Below are 24,410 nucleotides of genomic sequence, written 5' to 3' on the forward strand. Positions count from 1 at the left end.
ACGTTTGTTAGTAGGGTTTTGCCTTAAACAATTGTTTGTTATAAAAAGATATCTATGAAAAAATTTAGTGCTTTACTATTATCCGTTTTACTTTTTGCAAGTTGCTCTAGCACTGATGATTCTGACAAACAATCTGAAGGACAAATAAAAAAAACAGCAAACCTACAAGGTTCAGGAGACTCGGCTAACGACATATTATCTAATAACACATTCTCTAAACTCTCTTTAGAAATTGCATATGTAAAAGGCTTTAAACCTGCAGATGAGACTTTAATTAACTTTACAGACTTTATAAAATCTATTACTTTTAAGAATGATATAGCAATTAAACTGGTTGAGTTAGATTCTCCTAATGAAGAAGATTTAACTACAGAAGAAGTGGCTAAATTAGAAACTGAAAACAGAACAATTTACAATAGTGATGACACTTTAGCTATCTATATCTATTTTGCAGATGCACCATCTAATAATGATGACGAGGATACAAACTCGGTAACACTAGGGGCTGTTTACAGAAATACTTCTATGGTTATTTATGAAGCTACGATTAAAAAATTGGCAAATAAAAGTGCTTTAATTTCTGAGACTTCTGTTGAAACCTCAACACTTAATCACGAGCTAGGTCATTTAATGGGCTTAGTAAATTTAGGCACAGAAATGGTTCATCCGCATGAAGGAGAAACTACAAACGAGGACAACGAAACTGTAGGTAGTAACCACTGCAACATAGACAATTGTTTAATGAATGCCGAATTAGAATTTGGATCTGGAATGAAAAAAATGCTAATTGCTAGCAAAAACGGTATCCCAGAATTAGACGCTGAATGTTTAGCAGATTTAAAAGCAAACGGAGGTAGATAGTTTTAATTTAAAAAACTTACAACCACAAACATTAAAGCCATTACAACTATTTATTTTGCAAACAGCTGGTCTATATCCTTAAAAGCTTTAAATTCTAAAGCATTACCAGCAGGATCTAAAAAGAACATAGTTGCCTGCTCTCCTCTTTCTCCTTTAAACCTTACATAAGGCTCTATTACAAATTTTACTCCCTTTTGTTTTAACTCTTCAGAAAAGGTTTGAAAAGTTTCCCAAGGTAATACAACACCATAATGTGGTACAGGAACATTTTTACCATCTACAGCATTTGTATATAAATCTTCGTTTGTAGTTTTTTCTTTGTAATGTATTACCAACTGGTGACCAAACAAATTAAAGTCTACCCAATGATCACTACTTCTACCTTCTGGACAATCTAATACATCTCTATAAAACGCCCTGCATTCCTCTAGATTATGAACAGGTATTGCGATATGGAAAGGTGCTACTGGATACTTCATACTACTATTATTTTAGCCTTCTTTTAAAAATGACATTACGGCATTACTAACCTCATCTTGGTGTAAAGAATGTCCGTAACCCTCTGTTGTAATTAATTTACTGTTGGTCCAATTTTTATGAACTAATTCTGAGTCTGAACACGGAGCAATAAAATCTAGCTTATCATGCACTAATAAGCCTTTCTTTTTATTCTGTTTAGCGTATTCAGATATTGAAAAATCTTCAGGTAAAAAACCAAATTTTTCTTTTATAAATGCCTTTAACTCATTAAAAACTTTATCATTAAACTTAAGCATATTTTGGTAGTTCAACAAAATAGTATAAAACTCAGATGGTGCCCCAAGTATAATAAGTTTATCTACGCTAGGGTTATTGTATTTGTAATTATTATATAAGGTTGTCATACCACCAACACTATGCCCTACAATATGCTTTGGCTTGTATTTATCTATAAGTGTTTGTGCTACTTCTGTATAAATAGGCACGTGTAACACTTCACCCTTAGAATTACCGTGTGCAGGAGCATCAAAAGCAATAATATTATAATTATCTTCTATTAAATAAGAAATTAAATTTCGCCATCTAAACACATTACTTTCCCAACCATGTAAAAGTAAAACAGTTTCTTTTTCTCCAGCCCACTCGTACACCTGCAAATCTATATTATTGCTGTGTACAACCTCTTTTTTAGCTTTATTTAAAAATTCTGATTGAAACGGCAACACTTTACCCTTTCTAGGTGTGCAGAAAAGATAAAATGCTTTTTTTGCAGCTTTCTTTTTAGAAAACACAGAAAGTGTATTAAAGTATGCTCCGTAAGCAACAGGAATTATTTTATTTAAGAGTTTTTTCATAAAATAAATAATAGATCTATTTTAACATAATCGTTTTTATTCTTCTTCTCTGTTTACCGTATCTATAGAAAAAGCTGGCGTACAAATAGACATATACTCACAAACCTCATCAAAAGGATTAGAGTATTTTACACGTGTATTCTTTTCTATTTTTATAGACTGTCCTTGTTCTAATACAACAATATCACCATCTATTACAAATTGCTTTTTACCTTTAATGATATAGGTGTACTCTGCAAACTCTGGTGTCTGAAAAGGCTCTGACCAACCAGGAGGAGCCACCATATGAGCAATACTAATATCTTCTTGCTTTGTTGTTGCACCACCAAAATGTTCTTCTATTAATTTACCATCTGTAGTAGGCACTACAAATGGCTGCGCTTGTATAGTATACTTCTTTTTCATTTACTCCCAATCTACCATTAAATACTTAATTTTAGCATCATCCGGTATCTGTATAGCCTCTATCTTAGTACTATTGCTATAGCGTAAGTTTTCTGGCAATTCTTTTTTATCAATAGTAAAATAAATCTCACTATCTTTTATAAACAACACTATATTGTTCATAGAAGTAAGTACCTTACTTACCGTGTAATTATCCTTTATATCTTTAAAAGTACTAAGTAAATTAACACCTTTATCTGTAGTATAACGCGGATCTAAAACCCTAATGTTATCTATAATAGAATCGTTACTAATACTAACGGTAAACAAAGGCTTTCCTCCTTTTTCGTAAATATGCTCTTTGCGCATACTTGCATTTAATTGTACTGCATCATCTTTTACTATAGAGTCTGTTGCATAAATAGTTGCTATTTCTTTAGCCGAATTATCTTTGGTTAGTTTACCAAAACTAGTTGGCGTAATTAAAAAATCTGCATCTGTACTTTTAGCACACTGCGTTAAAATTGAAGCAGCTGCAACAATACAAGTAATTGTTATTTTTTTCATTTAAAATATGTGGTTAGTAGATAAGTTTGTTATTGTTTAGCGTAATACTTTTTTTAGCACACCAAGCATACCTCTTATAAAAGTTGCGCTGGTTAATACTTTTATAATAGGATTTTGTCTTGTGCTTTTAGCACGACTACTTGCCCTTTTTGGTTCTGGTTTTTCCTTTTCTTTTGCTGCTATTTCTTCTGCCTTATCTATTTTTTTAGTAAGCATTTCATAAGCACTTTCTCTATCTATAACATCATTGTATTTTTTAACCAAAGCAGAAGAATCTATAACTTCCTTTAATTCTTTATCTGTTAAAACATCCATTCTACTCATAGGCGCACGCAACATAGTGGCTGCTAGCGGAGTTGGTCTACCTTTTTCATCTAGAGCAGAAATTAAAGCTTCACCAATACCTAAAGACGTTAATACATCTTCTGTATTATAATACTCACTGTCTGGGTAATTTTGTGCTGCCAACTTAATAGCTTTTCTGTCTTTAGCCGTAAATGCTCGTAAAGCGTGTTGTATTTTTAAACCTAATTGCGCCAATACATCTTCTGGTACATCTGTTGGGTTTTGAGTAACAAAATAAACACCAATGCCTTTAGAACGTATTAGTTTTACAATGCTTTCTATCTGATTTAATAAAGCCTTAGATGCTTCATCAAAAATTAGATGAGCCTCATCTATAAATAAAACCAACTCTGGTTTATCACTATCTCCTTGTTCCGGAAAAGTATCATAAATTTCAGCTAAAAGACTCAACATAAAAGTTGAAAACAACTTAGGTCTGTCTTGTATATCTGTTAATCGTAAAATATTAATATATCCTCTACCGTTTTTATCTATTCTAGTTAAATCATCTACTTCAAAAGATTTTTCTCCAAAAAATAAATCGGCTCCTTGTTGTTCTAATTCTATTATTTTTCTAAGAATAGTACCCGTAGATGCAGATGAAATTCTACCGTAGCTTTCTTTAAATTCTTGTTTTCCTTCTTCAGTAGCGTATTGCAATACTTTTTTAAAATCTTTAAGATCTAAAAGAGGTAATTTATTATCGTCACAATATTTAAAAATAACGGCAAAAATACCTTCTTGCGTTACAGTTAAGTCTAAAATTCTAGATAAAAGAACTGGTCCAAATTCAGATACAGTTGCTCTTAGTTTAACACCATCTTGCTCGGACAATGATAAAATTTCTACAGGAAAGCTTTTACTCTCAAAAGGTACTCCTATTTTTGCGTGACGTTCATCTATTTTAGGATGTCCAGGACTAGGCTGTGCCAAGCCACTTAAATCTCCTTTTAAATCCATTAACAGTACAGGAACACCTTTTTCTGATAAATTCTCGGCTAACACTTGTAATGTTTTAGTTTTACCCGTACCAGTGGCACCAGCAATTAAACCGTGACGGTTAAGAGTTTTTAAAGGTATTTTTACAAACGCATTAGTAACGGTTTCCCCATCTACTATACCTGCGCCCATAGTTATAAAGTCGCCTTTTGTAGTATACCCTTTTTCTATGTCTGCTAAGAATTTTTCCTTGGTGCTCATTTCCTAAAATTTTGATAAAAATAGCTTAAATTTAAACAACTAAAAAGATTAGTTCTACGCTAATCGTATTAAAACCTTAAGTATCAACTTTTACTGTTTTTATTTTTTTTGATTTAATACACTACGCACTACACTAACTTTTACATAAAGTTTAGATAGAGAAAAACAAAAAATGTATCTTTGCATAATGGTTAAAAATGAGGTATTAGCATTGGTAGATAAGGGAGAAATGCTTCCGTTAATGGAAGAATTTTATACCATACAAGGAGAAGGTTTTCATAAAGGAACTGCTGCGTATTTTATACGCGTCGGCGGTTGCGATGTGGGTTGCCATTGGTGTGATGTTAAAGAAAGCTGGAATGCAGAAACACACCCACCAACAACTATAAAAGCTATAGTAGATAATGCTGCAAAATACTCTAACACTATTGTAGTTACAGGTGGCGAGCCATTAACTTGGAATATGGTGCCATTAACTGATGCTTTAAAAGCTAAAAATTTACAAACACATATAGAGACTTCTGGTGCTTATACCTTAACTGGTACTTGGGATTGGATTTGCTTATCTCCTAAAAAAAATAAATTACCAGAAGGTATTATTTATGACAAGGCAGATGAGTTAAAAATGATTATTTACAATAAAAACGATTTTAAATTTGCTGAAGAACAAGCGGCTAAAGTAAACAAAGATTGTATTTTGTATTTACAGCCAGAGTGGAGTGTTAAAGACAAAATGACTCCGTTAATTGTAGATTTTGTTATGAAAAATCCGCAATGGAAAGTTTCTTTACAAACACATAAGTATTTAAACATACCATAGTAAAATATAAAAACTAGCTAGTATTATTGTAATACTAGCTAGTTTTTATTTACACCTATAGTACTTTATTGTCAATGTTGATGAAAAGCAGCTGACACAAATTTTAATACTTCTGGTAAGGATTGTCTCCAATACGTCCAATTATGTGCACCATCACGAACTCTATACTCGTGGGGAATTTTCTTTTTCATCATAGAAATATGCACCAAGCTATTGCCTTCAAACAAAAAATCATCATCACCACAATCTATATACCAACGAACAGATTTAACATCATCTACAGGTATACTATCTAGTAGCGAAATAGCAGAGTGCTTCTTAAAATATTGTTTCATTTCGGCAATAGATTTTTGCTCGCTCTCTGCAAAATCTTTTATTTTAGTTGTGTCTTGTGGCAACATACCAACAGAGGCACTTAAGGGACAAGCAGACGAGAATAACTCGGGTTTATGCAGTGCATACATAAATGTGCCACCGCCACCCATAGAAAGGCCAGAAATAGCCCTATATCTCTTTTCGCTTTTAATTCTATATTTATTTTCTACATAAGGCATTAATTCTTCAAAAAAGAAATCTTCATAACGCCAATCTTCAGTATTAAAATAACCACGTTTACCCGTATCGGCATCTGGCATTACAATAATCATAGGTGTTGCTTTACCTGCTTTAATTGCTTTGTCTGTAATATGTAGTACCTCACCAAACTGCACCCAGCCTGTATGGTCGTCTCCGGCCCCATGTAATAAATACAGAACAGGATAATCTCTTTTAGACGACTCGTAATCTGGCGGAAGGTATATAGAAAAGTTACGTTCGCTTTTAAGTATTTTACTTGTAACTTTTAGATTGTCAAAAACTTTACCTGTTTGCGCTTTTACTATAAAACCAAATAGCAAACTGAAACAGATAGTGGGTATTAACTTTTTCATGGAACAAAAAATTTAAGTAGGCTATTGTCCCTAAATATAAAAAATGTAGTCCAAAACAGGACTACATTCTCTTTAAACCTTGTAATATATTGGTTAAGCTACTAAAACTATAGACCTAAAAAGCAACTACTCTTTCACCGCTACATAAATAGGAACCTCTGCATTTGTTGTATCTTTTGCAGTATCTCCATAAATTTCAAAGTCCGATGTATACAAACGATCTTCTTTTGCTTCCCAAATTTCTAACCATTTATTATACACTACGTTTTTAGACAAGTCTCCTTTTGCTATACTTTTTTTATAGGTTGATGCCTTAATAGTATGTGCTACCATACCATTTGGAACCTCATCTATACTAGAAACTTTACATCCTAAAATAGTATCATAAGGTTTTGTGTAATCTCCCTCATAATTGGTATAAATTGAAAAGACTTCTGTACTTATTTTATTTGGAGTTTTGTCTAAAATATGCTCAGACATAAAAGTATTCCATAATGCAACAATATCTTTTGCTGCTTGTGCATTTTCATTTGTAGTACGCACTTTAATACCAATTACACTAAAAGATTCTAATTTTACAATATTCATAGCTTTCTATTTTTATTTACTTCAAAAGTAAACCAGCTCTATGTCATAGATATGTCAGGGGTACTCTCCCATTTTTTTCTAGCCATATCAAAATAATCTTCAAGTGTTATTTTATGCGGATTAAAAGTATTGGAAGAAATTACCATTTGCTGAATGCAGTCTACCCTAAAAGCTCTAAAATCTTTTCTAAGTCTACAAAAAGCAATTAACACCCAATTGTCTTTATTATGTATTAACGCAAATGGCTCTATATCTCTTTTTGTTTCTTTCTGTTCTAAAGACAAATAGTTTATTTGTATTACTTTATAATTAGTTAATGCTGTTTGCAGTTGCATTAAATAACTACTTGTTTTCTGATTCTCTAAATTGCTTCTTATTTGTAAGCGCTGGGTAAGCAATGTTGCTTTATCTTTTTGAGAATATTTAAGTACAGCTTTAATTTTTTCTATTGCGCTAACATATCCATCTACAAAAGAAGTATCCTTATTCTTGTTTATAATATGCTCTGCAGTTATTAAGGCATTTGCTTCTTCTTCTGTAAACATTACAGGCGGCAAATTATAGCCTTCTACTAAACAATACCCTTTACCTTCTTCTGTATAAATAGGAATCCCAGATTGTTCTAAAGTACGTATATCTCTATAAATAGTTCTTATACTAACCCTATACTTAGCAGCCAACTCCGTAGCAGTTACAATTCTTTTGCCTTGTAACTGCGTAACTATTGCTGTTAGTCTAACCAATCTGGGTTTCCCTTTTTCCATTTATTATTCTTCCTCTTCAGAACTTATTTCTTCCTCATTTAAATCTTCTACATCACTTAACACCTCTTCTTTACTTACTTCTGCTTGGTTAAGCTCCTCTACCTCATTAGCAATTACTTCTTCTTCAGTTATCTCCTCAGTTACTTCTTCATCTTCTTCTTTATACAACTGTACCCACTCAGTCCAAGAACCATCATAAACAGATGAATCTTTAGTATCATCTACCAACTTACTTGCTAATAGAATAACACAAGCTGTTAAACCAGAACCACAACTAAAAACAAGGGGCTTATCTTCTGCTAAAATCGGATTAAAAATAGCAGCTAATTCTTCTTTAGATTTGTATTTACCATCTACAAGCACATCATTAAAAGGAACATTAATAGAACCCGGTATAGAACCACTTGCTAGTTCTGCTCTAGGTTCTGGCTCTGTTCCATTAAAACGACCAGCAGAACGTGCATCTACTACTAGAGCCGTATTACTTTCTGTGTTTTCCTTTATCATTGAAAAATTCATTACATTAAACTCTTTTAAGTTTGCAATAAAATTACCCAATGGCACTCTTTTTTTACTCGCTTGCTCTGTTGCATACTCGTGCGCCACCCAGTCTGGCAAGCCACCATCTAAAACAGCGATATTATTATGACCAAAAGTGTTAAACAACCACCAAACACGTGGCGATGTATACACTCCAAGATTATCATAAACTACAATTTTACTATTCTTATTTATACCTAGTTTACGTGCTTCTTCTTGAAACTGTTTAGCACTAGGTATGGTATTTGGATAGTTACTTTCTCTATCGCTAAAATTATTTTTTATATTAAAATAACGAGCTCCTTTAATTTGCAAACCTTCTAGATCGCTACTTAATCCAGATACATTTGTAGCCGGACTAGCATCTAAAAGAACTACGCTAGTTTCTTCCGTTAGCAATGCCGCTAATTCTTCTGATGAGATAAGGGGTGTTTTCATATTTATATATTTATTGGCATTAAAATTACCCAATTAAATCGTTGCTTAAGAGCTAACTTATTAACATAAAAAAAACCATTACAAACTATGTAATGGTTTTATATTATAAATAAGAATTACTTAACTTTTATAGCTAAAACTTAATTTTATTTTTATCTGTTAGCATTTCTATGACGCTCTCTTGCTAATAATGTATTCTTTAATAACATTGCAATAGTCATTGGTCCTACTCCACCTGGAACTGGTGTTATAAAAGATGCTTTTTTACTTACGTTTTCAAAATCTACATCTCCTGTAATATAGTATCCTTTTGGTTTTGTATCATCTGCAACACGTGTAATACCAACATCTATAACTACAGCATCATCTTTTACCATTTCTGCTTTTAAAAAGTTAGGTACACCTAACGCAGAAATTACAATATCTGCCTGAGAGATAATTTGCGTAATATTTTTTGTAGCACTGTGCGTTAAAGTTACGGTAGAGTTACCTGGCCATCCTTTACGCCCCATTAAAATACTCATTGGTCTACCAACAATATGGCTACGACCTATAACTACAGTATGCTTTCCTTTTGTATCTACTTTGTAACGCTCTAACAACTCTAAAATTCCGAATGGAGTTGCTGGTATAAACGTACTCATATCTAATGCCATTTTTCCAAAGTTAGTTGGGTGAAACCCATCTACATCTTTATCTGGATCTACAGCTAAAAGTACTTTTTGTGTATCTATTTGTGGAGGCAATGGCAACTGTACAATAAAACCATCTATTTCATCGTCATTGTTAAGCTCTTCAATTTTACGAAGCAACTCTATTTCACTAGTAGTACTTGGCATTTGCACTAAAGTAGACTCAAAACCAACACGCTCACAAGAGCGTACCTTACTACCAACATACGTTAAGCTAGCCCCATCACTACCAACAATTATTGCTGCTAAATGTGGTACTTTTTCGCCACGCTCTCTCATTTTGGTTACCTCAACGGTAATCTCTTCTTTAATCTGATTTGATACTTTTTTTCCGTCTAGTAATTCCATTATTAGATTTTTATTGATGGTTTTTAGCTACGAGTATATATTTTAAAACTTTTAAATTATGGACGTCCTCCATTTAAACCACCCATCATTTGCATCATCTTTTTACCGCCTCCGCCTTGCATCATCTTCATCATCTTACTCATTTGATCAAACTGCTTAAGTAATTGATTTACTTCTTGTACAGATCTACCACTACCACTAGCTATTCTTTTTTTACGACTAGCATTAAGTAAAGTTGGTGTTTCGCGTTCTGCAGGTGTCATAGAATGTATAATAGCTTCTACGTGTTTAAATGCGTCATCATCTATATCCATACCTTTTAATGCTTTACCAGCACCAGGTATCATTCCCATTAAATCTTTAAGGCTACCCATTTTCTTAATCTGCTGAATTTGCTTTAAGAAATCATCGAACCCAAATTTATTTTTGGCAATCTTCTTTTGTATTTTACGAGCTTCTTCTTCATCAAACTGCTCTTGAGCACGTTCTACTAAAGAAACAACATCTCCCATTCCTAGGATACGTTCTGCCATACGAGATGGGTGAAAAACGTCTATTGCATCCATTTTTTCACCTGTACCTATAAATTTAATTGGCTTAGTTACTACAGATTTAATAGATATTGCTGCACCACCACGTGTATCACCATCTAATTTGGTAAGTATTACACCATCAAAATTTAAAACATCATTAAAGGCTTTTGCTGTATTTACAGCATCTTGACCTGTCATAGAATCTACAACAAATAATGTTTCTTGTGGTTTAATTGCTTTATGAACGTTAGCAATCTCGTTCATCATTTCTTCATCTACTGCTAAACGACCAGCTGTATCTATAATTACTACATTGTGTCCGTTTGCTTTTGCATATGCTATACCAGCTTCTGCAATGGCAACAGGATCTGTATTACCACGGTCTGAAAAAACGTCTACTCCTATTTGATCACCAACTACGTGTAACTGATCTATTGCAGCAGGACGATAAACATCACAAGCTACCAATAATGGCTTTTTAGTTTTTTTAGTTTTTAAATAATTGGCAAGTTTACCAGAAAACGTTGTTTTACCCGAACCCTGTAAACCAGACATAAGAATTATAGATGGTGTACCAGAAAGGTTTATACCCTCTGCATCTCCACCCATAAGCTCAGTAAGCTCATCTTTTACCAACTTAACCATTAACTGTCCTGGTTGCAGGCTAGTTAATACGTTTTGACCTAGTGCTTTTTCCTTTACCTTATTGGTAAATTCTTTTGCAATTTTAAAGTTAACATCGGCATCTAATAAAGCTCTACGAACTTCTTTTAAAGTTTCTGCAACATTAATTTCTGTTATTTGCCCGTGTCCTTTTAGTACATGGAACGCTTTATCTAACTTTTCGCTTAAATTATTGAACATAAGTCTACCTTTTTCTGGAATTGCAAATTTAATAATTACATTGGGAAGTGTATGGTTTAAGCCAAAAAATATAGCACAAAAAAAGGGCAACTTATAAAAAGTTGCCCTTTAGCATAATTATAATGCACTATTGCTAGTCGCATTCTTTGGTTAAGACAATAATTTCTTCTCCTCTTTCTAACTTAAATGAATCAGTACCACATTCTATTACTTCCCATTCTCCATTGTAGTTATCTAATTTTAAGCTTAAGGCTACAAAACTTAACACTCCGCTTTGTAAAGACCAAGCACCTTCATCTGCTATTGTATTGTTAGCATCGTAAGCGTGAATATTACTGTTAGAAAAATCTATATATAATTCTTCAAAGAAAGTACCATCTAGATTTGTAATTTTAAATTTACAACCTCCAAATAAAGCATCATTTATATCTGCATCACTACAAGCAGTACCATCTTCGCATTTTCTTTGCAATACATTTTGGTATACTAGCTCATTCTCATTGTAGATATCTACATACATTTGAGATGCTGAATATGATGATATTTTCCATTTTTCAGCAATCAATTCTTGATTAGCATTATAAAAAGTAATAGCACCGCCATCTAATTTCCAAGTTGTAAAAGTATCTATAGTAAAAACACCTCCGTTTTCATCTACAAACTTAACATCTCCGTTTTCTAAAAACTTAACATTATACAAACCAATAGATGAGCTGCTAGGAACCACAAACTCCCATTTACACTCGGCAAGTATATTTTCTATTTCTTCATTAGATTCTCCTGTTACTTCACAACTTTTAGTTAAAACAATAGTTTCTTCTCCTCTTTTCAATTTAAATGAGTCATTTTCACAACTAATAACTTTCCAATCACCAATGTAGTTTCCTAAAGTTGCACTTAAGCTATTTATTTGTAATACTCCACTCTGTAAAGACCAGTTACCTTCATCTGCTATTGTATTATTAGCATCGTAAGCGTGAATATTACTGTTAGAAAAATCTATATATAATTCTTCAAAGAAAGTACCATCTAAATTTGTTATTTTAAATCTACAATCTCCTAATAAAGCTTCATTTATATCTCCATCACTACAAGGTGCAATCTGGCCTGGGTCACAAGAATCTTTCGCTGCTTCTAGAACTACAGCCAATTCTGCATTACTATTTACAACAACCCTAGTACCATCGTACTTTTCTAGAGTAATAGGAAAATCTATACCAACAATATCATTTTCTCCCAATCCTGTAAAAAATAATCTTAGCTCAATATCATTCTTTACCGTTACTGTATTTGTAATTTCTAGGTTGATGTTAAAACTGAATAAATCTATAGGATACACAAAGTCTATACACTCTATGCTGTTGTTTTGACCACCTTCTGAAGATGTATCTTTAATTAACGCTGCTGTAGAAGAAGATGCTTCAATTGCTTTACCATCATTACTGTCTGGCAATTCTTCAAACTCTTCTTGACAAGAGATTAAAGTAAATGTTCCCATAAGTAGGGCTGCGAACATAAATTTTGTGAAAAAGTTTTTCATAATAATTTGGTTTATTTTTGTTTTTATAGCTCTATAACAACTGAGTCTAAAAATACCCTACCACAATAAAATCATTTTTTTAAAATACCTTTGGCAAAAAATAAACCTATCTAGTTTTGAATATAGAGAACAACACTAACGTTTGCGAAGAAAAGGTATACAACCAAATCTTTACCACCAATTCTAAAACGGTATTTAATTATATATATTATAAGTTTGGGAATGAAGAAAAGGCTTATGATGCTGTGCAAGAAGCTTTTGTAAAGTTATGGGAAAATTGCGCAAAAGTAGTTCCTACCAAAGCAAAATCTTACGTTTATACTATTGCCAATAATTTATATTTAAATATGATTAAGGCTGATAAAGTACGATTAAAATATGCCCACCTAAACACAGGTGTAACTAATGAAACTCCCGAATTTCTACTTGAAGAAAAAGAATTTCAGGAAAAATTAGATAATGCCCTCGCTAGTTTACCAGAAAACCAACGCACAACTTTTTTATTAAATAGAATTGATAAAAAGAAGTATGCAGAAATTGCAGAACTAGAAGGCGTTAGTGTAAAAGCTATAGAAAAAAGAATGCACTTAGCTCTAAAATCGCTTAGAGAACATATAGACGGTATTTAAAATACAAACAAGCATTATAGATACCAATAAAAAATATTAATTTAGAAGTAGGGTTTTTTACTTCTATATTGTTATACCTACGTAAAGCAAAAGTTATGCAAGAGAATTACCTAGCTAAATGGCTAAATAACGAGTTAACAGATGAAGAGATTATCCAATTTAAAAAAACGGATGAGTATACTTCTTACCAAAAAATTATAACTGCATCTAATAAATTAAAAGCTCCAGAATTTAACCAGAATAAAGCTTTACAAGCAATTAAAGCTAAGCGTAATGCAACTAAAGAAGCTAAAGTTGTTAAACTAAATCCGTTTAAAAAATATGCAAGCATTGCTGCAGCAATATTACTTTTATGCAGCTTAGGATATTATTACACAACAACATTAGACCAAACTATTAGTACAGATTATGCCCAAAACAATGAATTAACTTTACCAGATAACTCTGAGGTTTTTTTAAATGCCGAGTCTAAAATTGCATACAATAAAAATCAATGGAACAAAAAAAGAGATGTATCCCTAGATGGTGAAGCTTTTTTTAAAGTTGCCAAAGGAGAAAAATTTACAGTTACTACAGATCACGGAACTATTAGTGTTTTAGGCACACAATTTAATATAGAAACTAGGACAAACTTTTTTGAAGTTACTTGTTATGAAGGTCTTGTAAATGTAAATTACAATGGTAAAAACTACAAAGTACCAGGCGGAACCTCTTTTATGGTTGTAAACGGTAAAATAGCACCTTTAAGTCACGTAAAAACATTAGTACCATCTTGGACATTAAACGAAAGTACATTTAAAAGCATACCATTAGAGTTTGTTTTAAATGAACTACAAAGACAATTTAATTTAACTGTAACTACAGAAAACGTAAATACAAAACAACTTTATACCGGCTCTTTTAATAATAAGGATCTAGATCTTGCTTTAAAGAGTATTAGCATACCTTCTAAAATTAGTTATAACTTAGAGAAGAATAAGGTGTTGTTTTATGCAGAAAAATAATTTTCTAAGATCTTTCTGTTGCTTTCTTTTATTTGCCTTAAGTTTAGTAACTACTGCGCAAGAAACCAACAATGTAGTACCATTACTAAACTACATACAACAACTAGAACAAAATTTTAATATTAGAATATCTTATGTAAATAAAGATATAGAATCTTTTAATATACAACCTAGCGCAAGTACTAGTTTAGGAGAGATTTTAAAGTACATATCTAAAAAAACAGACTTAACACTAACTAAGTTAAACGAGCGTTACTATGCGTTATCAAAAGAAAATACAATTAGCATACACGCTAAAATCTTAGATAATTACGAGCAAAACACTGTAAATGGTGCCACTATAGAAGTACTAGAAAGCAACATAGCTACAGTTACAGATGCTACAGGCTATTTTAGTCTTAACAATGTGCCTAAAGATGCTATACTTAGAATACGCTTTATTGGCTTTAAAACAATGCATATAAGCGCAAAAGAATTAGATAGTAACAACCCAATAAAAACATTTTTATTAAGTCAACACTACGTAGCACTAAAAGAAGTTATTGTTTCTAAATTTTTAACAACCGGACTTTCTAAATCTAAAGACGGTAGTATAGTTTTAAATACAACTAATTTTGGCATTTTACCTGGACTTATAGAACCAGACGTACTGCAAACAGTACAAGCTTTACCTGGTATTAAAAGTAGCAACGAGACTGTTTCCGACATAAACGTACGTGGTGGTACAAACGACCAAAACTTAGTGTTATGGGAAGATATAAAAATGTATCAATCTGGGCATTTTTTAGGTTTAATTTCAGCATTTAACCCGTACTTAACCAATAGTGTCACCATTATAAAAAATGGTACTAGTCCGCAATTTGGAGATGGTATAAGTAGTGTTATAGACATGCGTACTAATAATAAAGTAGACAATTCTTTTTTAGGTGGTGGTTTTAATATGATAAGTGCAGATGTCTATGCACAAGTACCTATCACAAAAAAGTCGGCTTTTCAGTTTTCTGCAAGAAGATCTATAACAGACTTTTTAAACTCACCAACCTACAATAGGTATTTTGATAAAACTTTTCAGGATAGTGATATAGATAAAAACACTACAAATAATGACATCACCAGAGAAGAAGATTTTTATTTTTATGATATTACAGCAAAAGTTTTATATAATATCACAGAAAAACAAAAGCTAAGATTCAGCTTTATTCATATGAATAATGCATTAGACTATCAAGAAACTAATGCCAACAATGAAACAGCACTTAGCAAATTAGACCAGCAAAACACTTCTTTTGGAGGTAGCTTAGAAAGTAGATGGACCTCTAGATTCTCTACAAAAGTTAATGCTTATCGTACATCTTACAATTTAAATACCAAAGCAATATCTAATAACAAAGAACAAGAACTACAACAAACAAATAAAGTTTTAGAAAACGGATTAAAATTAAATACCAACTACAAACTTACCAATAAGATTAGTTTACTTAATGGTTACCAACTTATAGAAACAGGTATATTAAATCTTACCAACGTTACCTTACCTCCTTATAGAAAAAATATAAAGGGAGTTATTAGAACCAATTCTATCTATTCTGAAATAGATTATAAATCGACAAGGTTAAATGCCAGAGCTGGTGTGCGGGTAAACCACATAGAGAATATAAATACATTTAAACGCTGGATTGTTGAGCCTCGTTTAAATGTAAACTACAATTTAGCAACTCATTTTAACGCCAATATTCTGGGCGAATTTAAGAGTCAGTCTACCAATCAAATTATAGATTTAGAACAAAACTTTTTGGGTGTAGAAAAAAGAAGGTGGATACTGGCAGATGAAGATCAGTTACCAATTACCACAAGTAAACAATTATCCTTAGGTTTTAATTACGACAAAAACAGCCTGTATATTGGAATAGAAGGCTTTTATAAAGATGTAGAAGGCATAAGCACACAAACACAAGGATTCCAAAACCAAGATCAGTTTAACGGAGAAATAGGAAAATACAATATAACTGGTATTGAATTTTTAATTAATAAAAAAACAACCAGTTACAGTACTTGGCTAAGCTACACTTACAATATAAACAACTATACATTTAAAGCTATTACCCCAAATACTTTTCCAAACAATCTAGATATTACACATACAGTAACTTTTGCTGGCACATACAATTATAAAGATTTTAGATTTGGCTTAGGCATTAATTACAACTCAGGAAAACCATATACAGAACCTAAAGAGGGTGAAAATGCATTAGATTTATTTAGCTTCCCTACTAAAATAAATTACAAAGAGCCTAATAGTAGCAGATTACCTAATTACTTAAGAGCAGATATATCTGCATTATATAATTTTAAATTAAATAAAACTTGTAAGGCCACCTTTGGAGCATCTATTTTAAATATTTTAAACAAGGAAAATATTTTAAACAGGTATTATAGAGTTACAGAACAAGATGAAATTGAAACTATAGAAAGTGCCTCTTTAGGTATTACACCAAATATTAGTTTTAGAGTTAGTTTTTAAAGCTTGCTATGAAAACTAAACGCTTCAAAATTTAACATCCGTGTCATTATTTGATACAACTCAGGAAAAGTAGCAACAAAATCTGATGGTGTCTCTACGTAATTCTCTAGAGTAACAGCAAAAAACTCGTGAATATTAGTAATTGCATACGGTCTAAAATACTGCGTGCTCTCTACTCTTTGCAAAAACTCTTTATCTTCTAAAAGTCTATTCATTTTAGTAAGACCCTTTCTAAATTTTACAGCGGTAAATTTTAAATCCTTTTTAAAATGAAAAACCAGTGCGTGTGCAAACTCATGTACTCCCAGATTTAAATTATCTGTAGCATCATCAAAACCACTTAACACATGTTCTGCAGAAAAAACCAATGTTTTTAATTGCGGGTTGTATTCTCCTAAATGATTTTGCTTTGTTAAGGTAGAAAAATAAGCGGAAGGATAAATTAAAATCTTGCGTATAGAGGCTATTCTGTAATCCTTAAAACCAAGCATTAAAAAAGCTGCTGTTGCAGACAACAGCAGCTTTATTTCTTCGTCTCTATCACTTTTCTCTGCAAAGACAAAAGTCTTATTAGCTCTAAACCTAGATACCCTATTCTTAAACTTTTTCTTTTGCTCAAGAGATAACAATGAGTAGGCTGGTAATTTTTCAATTATTAATTGTTCATCTAAAGCAGACAATCTAATGGTGTCTTTAGATGGTGTAAAAAAATATAAATCGGCTATATAATATAAAATGTAAATAAAGTAACCTACTATAGCAAGTAAAGCAATTATTCCAAAAATACTAACTCCTATATCATCACTCATTTAATTATTTTAAAATTACATACGTTCTGGTACTTCTATACCTAATAAAGCAAAAGCTGACTTTATAATCTCACCCACCTTTTTAGATAACTGTACTCTAAATATTTTCTTTTGTAAATCTTCTTCAGGTAAAATTGGAACGTTTTGATAAAAAGAATTAAACTCTTTAACCAAATCATACGTGTAATTTGCTACTAAAGCTGGACTGTAATTTTGAGCAGCATTTTGTATTACAGAAGGAAACATTTGCATTTGCTTTAGCAACTCTTTTTCCTTTTCCTGTAATTCGTTTCCGTCTACCGCAACAGAGTAATCAAAATCCGATTTTCTTAAAATAGATTGTATTCTAGCATACGTATACTGTATAAAAGGACCTGTATTTCCTTGAAATTCTACAGACTCTTCAGGATTAAACAAAATACGCTTTTTAGGATCTACTTTTAGTATGTAGTATTTTAAAGCTCCAAGACCTATAATTCTATATAACTCTTCTTTTTCTGTATCAGAATACCCCTCTAACTTTCCTAATTCCTCAGAAATGCTAGCAGCAGTAGCCGTCATATCTTTCATTAAATCATCTGCATCTACAACGGTACCTTCTCTACTCTTCATTTTTCCACTAGGTAAATCTACCATACCGTAACTTAAATGGTAAAGCTGTTCTGCCCAAGTAAAACCTAATTTCTTTAGTATTAAAAACAATACATTAAAGTGGTAATCTTGCTCGTTACCTACCGTATAAACCATACCATTTACATCTGGATGATCTTTAACACGTTGTATAGCTGTACCAATATCTTGCGTCATATAAACCGCTGTACCATCTGCACGTAGCACAATTTTCTCGTCTAAACCTTCATCAGATAAATCTATCCAAACACTGCCATCTTCTTTTCTAAAGAAAACACCTTTTTCTAAACCTTCATCTACAATGTTTTTACCTAAAAGATACGTCTCGCTCTCATAATAATATGTATCAAAATCTACACCTAAATTTTTATAAGTAACTTCAAAACCTTTATAAACCCACTGGTTCATTTTTTTCCAAAGTGCAACAACTTCTGCATCACCAGCCTCCCACTTACGTAACATTTCTTGAGCTTCAACTAAAATTGGCGCTTGCTTTTCGGCCTCTTTAGCATCTGTACCAGCTGCAATTAATTCTGCTATTTGTGCTTTGTATTCCTTATCAAACTTAACGTAGTAATTACCAACTAATTTATCACCCTTAAGACCAGTACTTTCTGGAGTCTCTCCGTTTCCAAAAAGTTTCCAAGCCAACATACTTTTACAAATATGTATACCACGGTCGTTAATAATCTGAGTTTTATATACTTTTTTACCAGAAGCCTTTATTATTTCTGCAACAGAGTAACCTAATAAATTATTTCTAATATGGCCTAAATGCAATGGTTTATTTGTGTTAGGAGAAGAATATTCTACCATAACGGCATTAGCATCTACAGCAGCTATAGACCCGTAATTTTCTGTGTCTTTAATAGCATTAAAAAAGTTAAAGTAAAAAGCATCGCTAATTACAATATTTAAAAACCCTTTAACAACATTAAAGTTTTCTACTTCGGCTACGTTTTCTTTTAGGTAGCTACCTATTTGTTCTCCAATCTGTGCAGGATTCCCCTTTACAAAGCGCAGAATAGGAAAAACAACAACAGTTACATCACCTTCAAAATCTTTTCTTGTTGGCTGAAATTCTACAGTTGGCAATTCTATACTATAAATAGATAAAACTGCTTCTTTTACCTTTTGCGTTAACACTTCTTGGATATTCATTATAAATTGTATTTAAGCCTGTAAAATTACGGCTTTTATCTTTTTACTTAGGTCGATTTTAGTTTGTTTTTGGCAAAAATACTTCTGCCATCATACATCTTGCACTACCACCACCACAAGTTTCTATAGTTTCTAAAGAACTATGTATAATTTCTGATGATTTCTCTATAGTCGCAATTTGTTTATCTGTTAATCTATTATAAGCTGCAGAGCTCATTACCAAGTAACGTTTATTGTCTTGCCCCATTACCTGAAGCATATTACCTGCAAAAGAATGCATTTGCTCTTCCGTAATTTCTATAATTTCTTTACCGTCTTGCTTTAAGTTCTTTAGTACATTTTTACGTTCCTTTTTATCATCTATAGTATCTAAACATATAACAGAAAATTTTTCTGCTAAACACATCATTACATTAGTATGGTAAATAGGTAAACGCTTATTTTCTACAGATTGGTATGCTGTAAAAACAACTGGTGTATACTCAAAATCTTCACAGAATTCAATAAACAAATCCTCATCTGCTCTTACAGACAAGGCACAGTATGCTTTTTCATTTACTCTATCTAATAATATACTACCTGTACCTTCTAAAAATAATTTTTCATCTTCTGCACTGGTATAATCTATAGTATGGTCTATAGAAAAACCTTGTTCTTCTAAAGTCTCTAAAATATCTTCTCTACGTTCATTTCTTCTGTTCTCTGCATACATAGGGTACAAACCTACAGTACCGTTGCTATGAAAAGAAACCCAATTATTAGGAAAAATAGAATCTGGAGTATCTGGACTTTTTGTGTCATCTACAACAATTACGTTTACACCTTTGGCGCGTAATACATTTACAAAAGCGTCAAACTCAGCTTGCGCTTTTGTGTTTATTTCAGCATTTTTAATGTCAAGATCTTCTTGAAAATAATTGTTAACCGCAGTTTGTTCGTTTTTACGAAAACCAACCGGTCTTATCATTAAAATTGTATTGGTAACTTGCATAGTAATTCTTAATTATATTATTCTCTTAATAATGGTAATGTGCTACAACGTAACAAACCTTCTTGTTTAGAAATCTCTGCATATGGCACTTCTTCTACCGTAAAACCTTGTTCTCTAAGCCAATTATTTAATCTTGTAAAGTTTTTTTCTGATACAATAACATCTTCTGAAATTGAAAACACATTACTAAACATCTGATACATTTCGTCGCTAGTAATCTCAAAAACATTTTCTTTTCCAAAAAAGTCTACCAACCATTGGTACTCTTCTTCTACTAAAAATCCGTTTTTATGAAGAATAGCCTTGTCTTTACCTATAGGCTGAAAACAACAATCTAAATGCAATGCATTTTCTCTTGCATTAGTAGACTTACGTAACTCAAAAGACTTTACTATTTTATTCGGAAAAAGTTTAGTGATATAATCTACAGCCAATTTGTTAGTTCTGGCTGTTATATGGTGAGAATAATTCTCTGCTGTATATGTACCAATAAAGATATGATTGTTCCAAGGCATAACATCACCACCTTCTATATGTGCTTCTTCAGGAAGTTCTATAACCTTATCCGGATTAATCTGATCTACTATGTACTGTATTGCTAAATATTCTTCTTCTCTATCTGGTAAAATATTAGCTCTAAAAAAAACATCGTCTATAACAAAAGCTATATCTCTAGAAAAAATCTGATTACAATCTTTAAGCAACTTAGGTCTTAAAACCTGTACATCGTACTTTTTTAAAACAGCTTCAAAGGCGCTCATTTCTTCTACCATTTCTTTTTCTAACGGATATGTACCAGCTAAAATATATTCTAAAGATTTAGGATCGTAAGCGTCTTCTGGTTTTGGAGTTGGACCACAACTTTCTGCTGTACCCAAAACAACTGTTTTTAATCTAGAAGTTTCGTTTTTCACATTTATTTGAAGCATAAACTAATTTTATTGCAAATATGGCAAGTATTTCTCTAACTTAAAATAAGAATCTGTAAAATAATAAAGCCTTTTTGCAGAAACAAAAAGGCTTTAAAAATATATTTGTATTGTTTTTATCTTTTGTTAACTTCAACAAAAGGTCTAAGGTTTTCACCTACGTAAACTTGTCTTGGTCTACCTATTGGCTCGCCATTTAATCTCATTTCTCTCCATTGAGCAATCCAACCTGGTAATCTACCTAATGCAAACATAACTGTAAACATTTCTGTAGGTATACCTAAAGCTCTGTAAATAATCCCTGAGTAGAAATCTACATTAGGATATAATTTACGATCTACAAAGTAAGGGTCTTCTAAAGCTTCTTTTTCTAAACCTTTAGCAATTGCTAAAATAGGATCATCAATACCTAAATCGTTTAAAACTTCATCCGCAGCTACTTTAATAATCTTAGCTCTAGGATCAAAGTTTTTATAAACTCTATGTCCAAAGCCCATTAATCTAAACGGATCATTTTTATCTTTTGCTTTAGCCATATACTTTTTAGTGTCACCACCATCAGCCTCAATAGCCTCTAACATTTCTAATACAGCTTGATTAGCACCACCGTGTAATGGACCCCATAGTGCAGAAATACCTGCAGATAATGAAGCAAATAAACCTGCGTGAGAAGAACCTACAATTCTTACAGTAGATGTAGAACAGTTTTGCTCATGGTCTGCATGTAAAATTAATAGCTTATCTAAAGCATCTATTATAATCTTGTTACATTTATACTCTTCACTAGGTCTTTTAAACATCATTTTATGAATGTTCTCTACATAACCTAAAGAATCATCTCCATAATCTAAAGGAAGACCTTTCTTCTTTCTTAAAGTCCAAGCAACTAATACTGGGAATTTTGCTAAGATTCTCACGATTGCATGGTACATATCGCTTTCTGAAGAAACATTTACAGAAGATGGATTAAATGCTATTAATGCATTTGTTAAAGAAGATAACACGCCCATTGGGTGTGCCGACTTAGGAAAACCATCTAAAATCTTCTTCATCTCCTCATCTACATGAGATTCTTTTTTTATATCTGAATGAAATTTTGCTAACTGTTCATCATTTGGAAGTTCTCCAAAGATTAATAAGTATGCCACTTCTAAGAAATCAGCTTTTTCAGCTAATTCTTCAATAGAGTAGCCACGGTATCTTAAAATACCTTTTTCTCCATCTAAAAATGTTATGGCACTTTCACAAGAACCTGTATTTTTAAATCCTGGATCTATTGTTGTTAAACCGGTTGCAGAACGTAATGTTTTTATATCTATGGCCTGTTCTTTCTCTGTGCCCTCTACTACTGGGAAATCGTATTTATTTCCGTTAAATTCTAAAGTAACTTTATCTGACATTGGTATAATTTACTAATATTATTAATCTAATTGTAAATTTAAGAAAAAGACACTAGTTTATCAATTAGTTATCACTATTTATAGTTTTAATAACACTTATTTTCGGCAAAAGATATGCTGCAGATTGTGTTTAGCATAAAAAAGGAATTAATAGCACTCTATTTTTTATAGTATTAGTAATAATAACAAAAAAACCGCTCTATAATAGAGCGGTTTTGATAATAAGAAAGTAGTATTCTTATTTTATTTTAAAAGCATCCATTTGCGGGTAATATGCAACAGAACCTAATTCTTCTTCAATACGTAATAATTGATTGTACTTAGCCATACGATCTGACCTAGAAGCAGAACCTGTTTTAATTTGACCTGTATTTAAGGCTACTGCTAAATCTGCAATTGTATTATCTTCTGTTTCACCAGAACGGTGAGACATTACAGATGTATAACCAGCATTTTTAGCCATAGTTACAGCTGCAATAGTTTCTGTAAGTGTACCTATTTGATTTACTTTAATTAATATAGAATTTGCTATATTATTTTTTATACCCTTAGATAAACGCTCTACATTAGTAACAAATAAATCATCACCAACAAGTTGTACTTTATCACCAACTTTTTCTGTTAAAGATTTCCAACCATCCCAATCGTTTTCATCCATACCATCTTCAATAGATATAATAGGGTATTTAGCTGATAGATCTGCTAAGTATTGAGCTTGCTCCTCAGAAGATCTTATAACACCTTTATCTCCTTCAAACTTAGTGTAGTCATATTTACCATCCACGAAAAATTCTGCTGCAGCACAATCTAATGCAATCATAATTTCATCACCTAGCTTGTAACCTGCGTTAGAAACAGCTTTTGCTATAGTATCTAAAGCATCTTCGGTACCACCAGCTAAATTTGGAGCAAAACCACCTTCATCACCAACAGCAGTACTTAAACCTCTATCATGTAAAACTTTCTTTAAGTGATGAAAGATCTCTGTTCCCATTTGCATTGCATGCGTAAAGTTTTTGGCTTTAACTGGCATCACCATAAACTCTTGAAAAGCAATAGGTGCATCAGAGTGAGAACCTCCATTAATAATATTCATCATTGGTACAGGCAAAGTATTTGCACTTACACCACCAACGTATCTATACAAAGGCATACCCATTTCGTTAGCCGCAGCTTTAGCAACAGCTAAAGAAACACCTAAAATAGCATTAGCTCCTAATTTAGATTTGTTTGGAGTACCATCTAAATCTATCATAGTTTGGTCTATTAGATTTTGTTCAAAAACAGACATCCCAACAATTTCCTCTGCAATAGTAGTATTTACATTTGTAACAGCGTTTAAAACACCTTTACCCATAAAAATATCTCCACCATCTCTTAATTCAACAGCTTCATGTTCTCCTGTAGATGCTCCAGAAGGAACTGCTGCTCTACCTAAAACACCATTTTCTGTATAAACATCTACTTCTACAGTAGGGTTACCTCTTGAATCTAATATTTGCCTAGCATGCACATTTATGATAATACTCATAGAATTTTTATTTTTTTAGGTTGATATAATCTAATTGTAAATATACAAAAGCCATACT

23 protein-coding genes are annotated in these 24,410 nt (G+C 32.1%); 5 read left to right on the forward strand and 18 right to left on the reverse strand.

What is annotated here, in order from left to right; all coding sequences use genetic code 11:
• Positions 1-54: 54 nt before the first annotated feature.
• On the forward strand, positions 55-861 hold the full coding sequence (locus BT107_RS07370) for a hypothetical protein (protein WP_072303154.1): 807 nt from the start codon (positions 55-57) through the stop codon (positions 859-861).
• A gap of 50 nt (positions 862-911) precedes the next feature.
• Here BT107_RS07370 and BT107_RS07375 read toward each other — a convergent pair whose 3' ends face one another.
• Genes BT107_RS07375 through BT107_RS07395 form a run of 5 tightly spaced genes read right to left on the reverse strand, consistent with a single transcriptional unit; the run spans position 912 to position 4,691 of the window.
• A complete protein-coding gene (locus tag BT107_RS07375) occupies positions 912-1,340 on the reverse strand; it encodes a VOC family protein (RefSeq protein WP_072303155.1) in 429 nt (142 codons plus the stop codon).
• Positions 1,341-1,352: 12 nt separating this feature from the next.
• The gene (locus BT107_RS07380) at positions 1,353-2,195 is read right to left on the reverse strand and encodes an alpha/beta fold hydrolase (protein WP_072303156.1); all 843 of its coding nucleotides are present in this window, start codon (positions 2,193-2,195) and stop codon (positions 1,353-1,355) included.
• A 36-nt stretch (positions 2,196-2,231) separates the two neighbouring features.
• A complete protein-coding gene (locus tag BT107_RS07385; protein ID WP_072303157.1) occupies positions 2,232-2,600 on the reverse strand; it encodes a cupin domain-containing protein in 369 nt (122 codons plus the stop codon).
• Positions 2,601-3,146 carry a hypothetical protein gene (locus tag BT107_RS07390; RefSeq protein WP_072303158.1) on the reverse strand — a complete coding sequence of 182 codons (546 nt, stop codon included), beginning with the start codon at positions 3,144-3,146 and terminating at the stop codon, positions 2,601-2,603.
• A 36-nt stretch (positions 3,147-3,182) separates the two neighbouring features.
• Positions 3,183-4,691 (reverse strand): helicase HerA-like domain-containing protein, encoded by a 1,509-nt coding sequence (locus BT107_RS07395; protein ID WP_072303159.1) that lies wholly within the window; start codon positions 4,689-4,691, stop codon positions 3,183-3,185.
• A 172-nt stretch (positions 4,692-4,863) separates the two neighbouring features.
• On the opposite strand from BT107_RS07395, the gene BT107_RS07400 reads away from it, so the two are divergent.
• Positions 4,864-5,511, forward strand: coding sequence for a 7-carboxy-7-deazaguanine synthase QueE (locus BT107_RS07400; protein WP_425291838.1), 648 nt, complete (start codon positions 4,864-4,866; stop codon positions 5,509-5,511).
• Positions 5,512-5,582: 71 nt separating this feature from the next.
• Here BT107_RS07400 and BT107_RS07405 read toward each other — a convergent pair whose 3' ends face one another.
• The 7 genes from BT107_RS07405 to BT107_RS07435 all read right to left on the reverse strand — a co-directional run bounded on the left by BT107_RS07405 (position 5,583) and on the right by BT107_RS07435 (position 12,723).
• Positions 5,583-6,440, reverse strand: a complete 858-nt coding sequence (locus BT107_RS07405; RefSeq protein WP_072303161.1) for an alpha/beta hydrolase — start codon at positions 6,438-6,440, stop codon at positions 5,583-5,585.
• A 126-nt stretch (positions 6,441-6,566) separates the two neighbouring features.
• The gene (locus tag BT107_RS07410) at positions 6,567-7,028 is read right to left on the reverse strand and encodes a GyrI-like domain-containing protein (RefSeq protein ID WP_072303162.1); all 462 of its coding nucleotides are present in this window, start codon (positions 7,026-7,028) and stop codon (positions 6,567-6,569) included.
• Positions 7,029-7,066: 38 nt separating this feature from the next.
• A complete protein-coding gene (locus tag BT107_RS07415) occupies positions 7,067-7,792 on the reverse strand; it encodes a helix-turn-helix transcriptional regulator (protein ID WP_072303163.1) in 726 nt (241 codons plus the stop codon).
• Positions 7,793-7,795: 3 nt separating this feature from the next.
• Positions 7,796-8,770, reverse strand: a complete 975-nt coding sequence (locus BT107_RS07420) for a sulfurtransferase (protein ID WP_072303779.1) — start codon at positions 8,768-8,770, stop codon at positions 7,796-7,798.
• 152 nt (positions 8,771-8,922) lie between these two features.
• Entirely contained in the window at positions 8,923-9,810 is an 888-nt protein-coding gene (locus BT107_RS07425; protein WP_072303164.1) for a bifunctional 5,10-methylenetetrahydrofolate dehydrogenase/5,10-methenyltetrahydrofolate cyclohydrolase, read from the reverse strand.
• A 56-nt stretch (positions 9,811-9,866) separates the two neighbouring features.
• Complete coding sequence (gene ffh, locus BT107_RS07430) at positions 9,867-11,207, reverse strand: signal recognition particle protein (protein WP_072303780.1); 1,341 nt, start codon at positions 11,205-11,207, stop codon at positions 9,867-9,869.
• A gap of 133 nt (positions 11,208-11,340) precedes the next feature.
• Entirely contained in the window at positions 11,341-12,723 is a 1,383-nt protein-coding gene (locus tag BT107_RS07435; protein WP_244543108.1) for a hypothetical protein, read from the reverse strand.
• 140 nt (positions 12,724-12,863) lie between these two features.
• On the opposite strand from BT107_RS07435, the gene BT107_RS07440 reads away from it, so the two are divergent.
• From BT107_RS07440 to BT107_RS07450, 3 genes are all read left to right on the forward strand, one after another.
• The gene (locus BT107_RS07440) at positions 12,864-13,376 is read left to right on the forward strand and encodes an RNA polymerase sigma factor (RefSeq protein ID WP_072303166.1); all 513 of its coding nucleotides are present in this window, start codon (positions 12,864-12,866) and stop codon (positions 13,374-13,376) included.
• 95 nt (positions 13,377-13,471) lie between these two features.
• Positions 13,472-14,380 (forward strand): FecR family protein, encoded by a 909-nt coding sequence (locus BT107_RS07445; protein WP_072303781.1) that lies wholly within the window; start codon positions 13,472-13,474, stop codon positions 14,378-14,380.
• A complete protein-coding gene (locus BT107_RS07450) occupies positions 14,367-16,901 on the forward strand; it encodes a TonB-dependent receptor (protein WP_072303167.1) in 2,535 nt (844 codons plus the stop codon). The genes BT107_RS07445 and BT107_RS07450 overlap by 14 nt, the downstream gene beginning before the upstream one ends.
• Here the strand turns inward: BT107_RS07450 and BT107_RS07455 are convergent.
• From BT107_RS07455 to eno, 6 genes are all read right to left on the reverse strand, one after another.
• Entirely contained in the window at positions 16,898-17,710 is an 813-nt protein-coding gene (locus tag BT107_RS07455; RefSeq protein ID WP_072303168.1) for a zinc-dependent peptidase, read from the reverse strand. The genes BT107_RS07450 and BT107_RS07455 overlap by 4 nt on opposite strands.
• 15 nt (positions 17,711-17,725) lie before the next feature.
• A complete protein-coding gene (gene argS, locus BT107_RS07460) occupies positions 17,726-19,501 on the reverse strand; it encodes an arginine--tRNA ligase (RefSeq protein ID WP_072303169.1) in 1,776 nt (591 codons plus the stop codon).
• Positions 19,502-19,559: 58 nt separating this feature from the next.
• Positions 19,560-20,492 carry a citrulline utilization hydrolase CtlX gene (gene ctlX / locus BT107_RS07465; RefSeq protein WP_072303170.1) on the reverse strand — a complete coding sequence of 311 codons (933 nt, stop codon included), beginning with the start codon at positions 20,490-20,492 and terminating at the stop codon, positions 19,560-19,562.
• A 17-nt stretch (positions 20,493-20,509) separates the two neighbouring features.
• Positions 20,510-21,421 carry a dimethylarginine dimethylaminohydrolase family protein gene (locus BT107_RS07470; protein ID WP_072303171.1) on the reverse strand — a complete coding sequence of 304 codons (912 nt, stop codon included), beginning with the start codon at positions 21,419-21,421 and terminating at the stop codon, positions 20,510-20,512.
• Between the two features lie 116 nt (positions 21,422-21,537).
• Positions 21,538-22,821 carry a citrate synthase gene (locus BT107_RS07475; RefSeq protein WP_072303172.1) on the reverse strand — a complete coding sequence of 428 codons (1,284 nt, stop codon included), beginning with the start codon at positions 22,819-22,821 and terminating at the stop codon, positions 21,538-21,540.
• A 238-nt stretch (positions 22,822-23,059) separates the two neighbouring features.
• Positions 23,060-24,352 carry a phosphopyruvate hydratase gene (gene eno / locus BT107_RS07480; protein WP_072303173.1) on the reverse strand — a complete coding sequence of 431 codons (1,293 nt, stop codon included), beginning with the start codon at positions 24,350-24,352 and terminating at the stop codon, positions 23,060-23,062.
• Between the last annotated feature and the right edge of the window lie 58 nt (positions 24,353-24,410).

This window comes from Cellulophaga fucicola, assembly GCF_900119145.1.
Lineage (GTDB): Bacteria > Bacteroidota > Bacteroidia > Flavobacteriales > Flavobacteriaceae > Cellulophaga > Cellulophaga fucicola.

Coding starts and splice junctions, on each gene's coding strand:
- BT107_RS07370 (WP_072303154.1), top strand. CDS start 55: ATGAAAAAATTTAGTGCTTTACTATTATCCGTTTTACTTTTTGCAAGT.
- BT107_RS07375 (WP_072303155.1), bottom strand. CDS start 1,340: ATGAAGTATCCAGTAGCACCTTTCCATATCGCAATACCTGTTCATAAT.
- BT107_RS07380 (WP_072303156.1), bottom strand. CDS start 2,195: ATGAAAAAACTCTTAAATAAAATAATTCCTGTTGCTTACGGAGCATAC.
- BT107_RS07385 (WP_072303157.1), bottom strand. CDS start 2,600: ATGAAAAAGAAGTATACTATACAAGCGCAGCCATTTGTAGTGCCTACT.
- BT107_RS07390 (WP_072303158.1), bottom strand. CDS start 3,146: ATGAAAAAAATAACAATTACTTGTATTGTTGCAGCTGCTTCAATTTTA.
- BT107_RS07395 (WP_072303159.1), bottom strand. CDS start 4,691: ATGAGCACCAAGGAAAAATTCTTAGCAGACATAGAAAAAGGGTATACT.
- BT107_RS07400 (WP_425291838.1), top strand. CDS start 4,864: ATGTATCTTTGCATAATGGTTAAAAATGAGGTATTAGCATTGGTAGAT.
- BT107_RS07405 (WP_072303161.1), bottom strand. CDS start 6,440: ATGAAAAAGTTAATACCCACTATCTGTTTCAGTTTGCTATTTGGTTTT.
- BT107_RS07410 (WP_072303162.1), bottom strand. CDS start 7,028: ATGAATATTGTAAAATTAGAATCTTTTAGTGTAATTGGTATTAAAGTG.
- BT107_RS07415 (WP_072303163.1), bottom strand. CDS start 7,792: ATGGAAAAAGGGAAACCCAGATTGGTTAGACTAACAGCAATAGTTACG.
- BT107_RS07420 (WP_072303779.1), bottom strand. CDS start 8,770: ATGAAAACACCCCTTATCTCATCAGAAGAATTAGCGGCATTGCTAACG.
- BT107_RS07425 (WP_072303164.1), bottom strand. CDS start 9,810: ATGGAATTACTAGACGGAAAAAAAGTATCAAATCAGATTAAAGAAGAG.
- ffh (WP_072303780.1), bottom strand. CDS start 11,207: ATGTTCAATAATTTAAGCGAAAAGTTAGATAAAGCGTTCCATGTACTA.
- BT107_RS07435 (WP_244543108.1), bottom strand. CDS start 12,723: ATGTTCGCAGCCCTACTTATGGGAACATTTACTTTAATCTCTTGTCAA.
- BT107_RS07445 (WP_072303781.1), top strand. CDS start 13,472: ATGCAAGAGAATTACCTAGCTAAATGGCTAAATAACGAGTTAACAGAT.
- BT107_RS07450 (WP_072303167.1), top strand. CDS start 14,367: ATGCAGAAAAATAATTTTCTAAGATCTTTCTGTTGCTTTCTTTTATTT.
- BT107_RS07455 (WP_072303168.1), bottom strand. CDS start 17,710: ATGAGTGATGATATAGGAGTTAGTATTTTTGGAATAATTGCTTTACTT.
- argS (WP_072303169.1), bottom strand. CDS start 19,501: ATGAATATCCAAGAAGTGTTAACGCAAAAGGTAAAAGAAGCAGTTTTA.
- ctlX (WP_072303170.1), bottom strand. CDS start 20,492: ATGCAAGTTACCAATACAATTTTAATGATAAGACCGGTTGGTTTTCGT.
- BT107_RS07470 (WP_072303171.1), bottom strand. CDS start 21,421: ATGCTTCAAATAAATGTGAAAAACGAAACTTCTAGATTAAAAACAGTT.
- BT107_RS07475 (WP_072303172.1), bottom strand. CDS start 22,821: ATGTCAGATAAAGTTACTTTAGAATTTAACGGAAATAAATACGATTTC.
- eno (WP_072303173.1), bottom strand. CDS start 24,352: ATGAGTATTATCATAAATGTGCATGCTAGGCAAATATTAGATTCAAGA.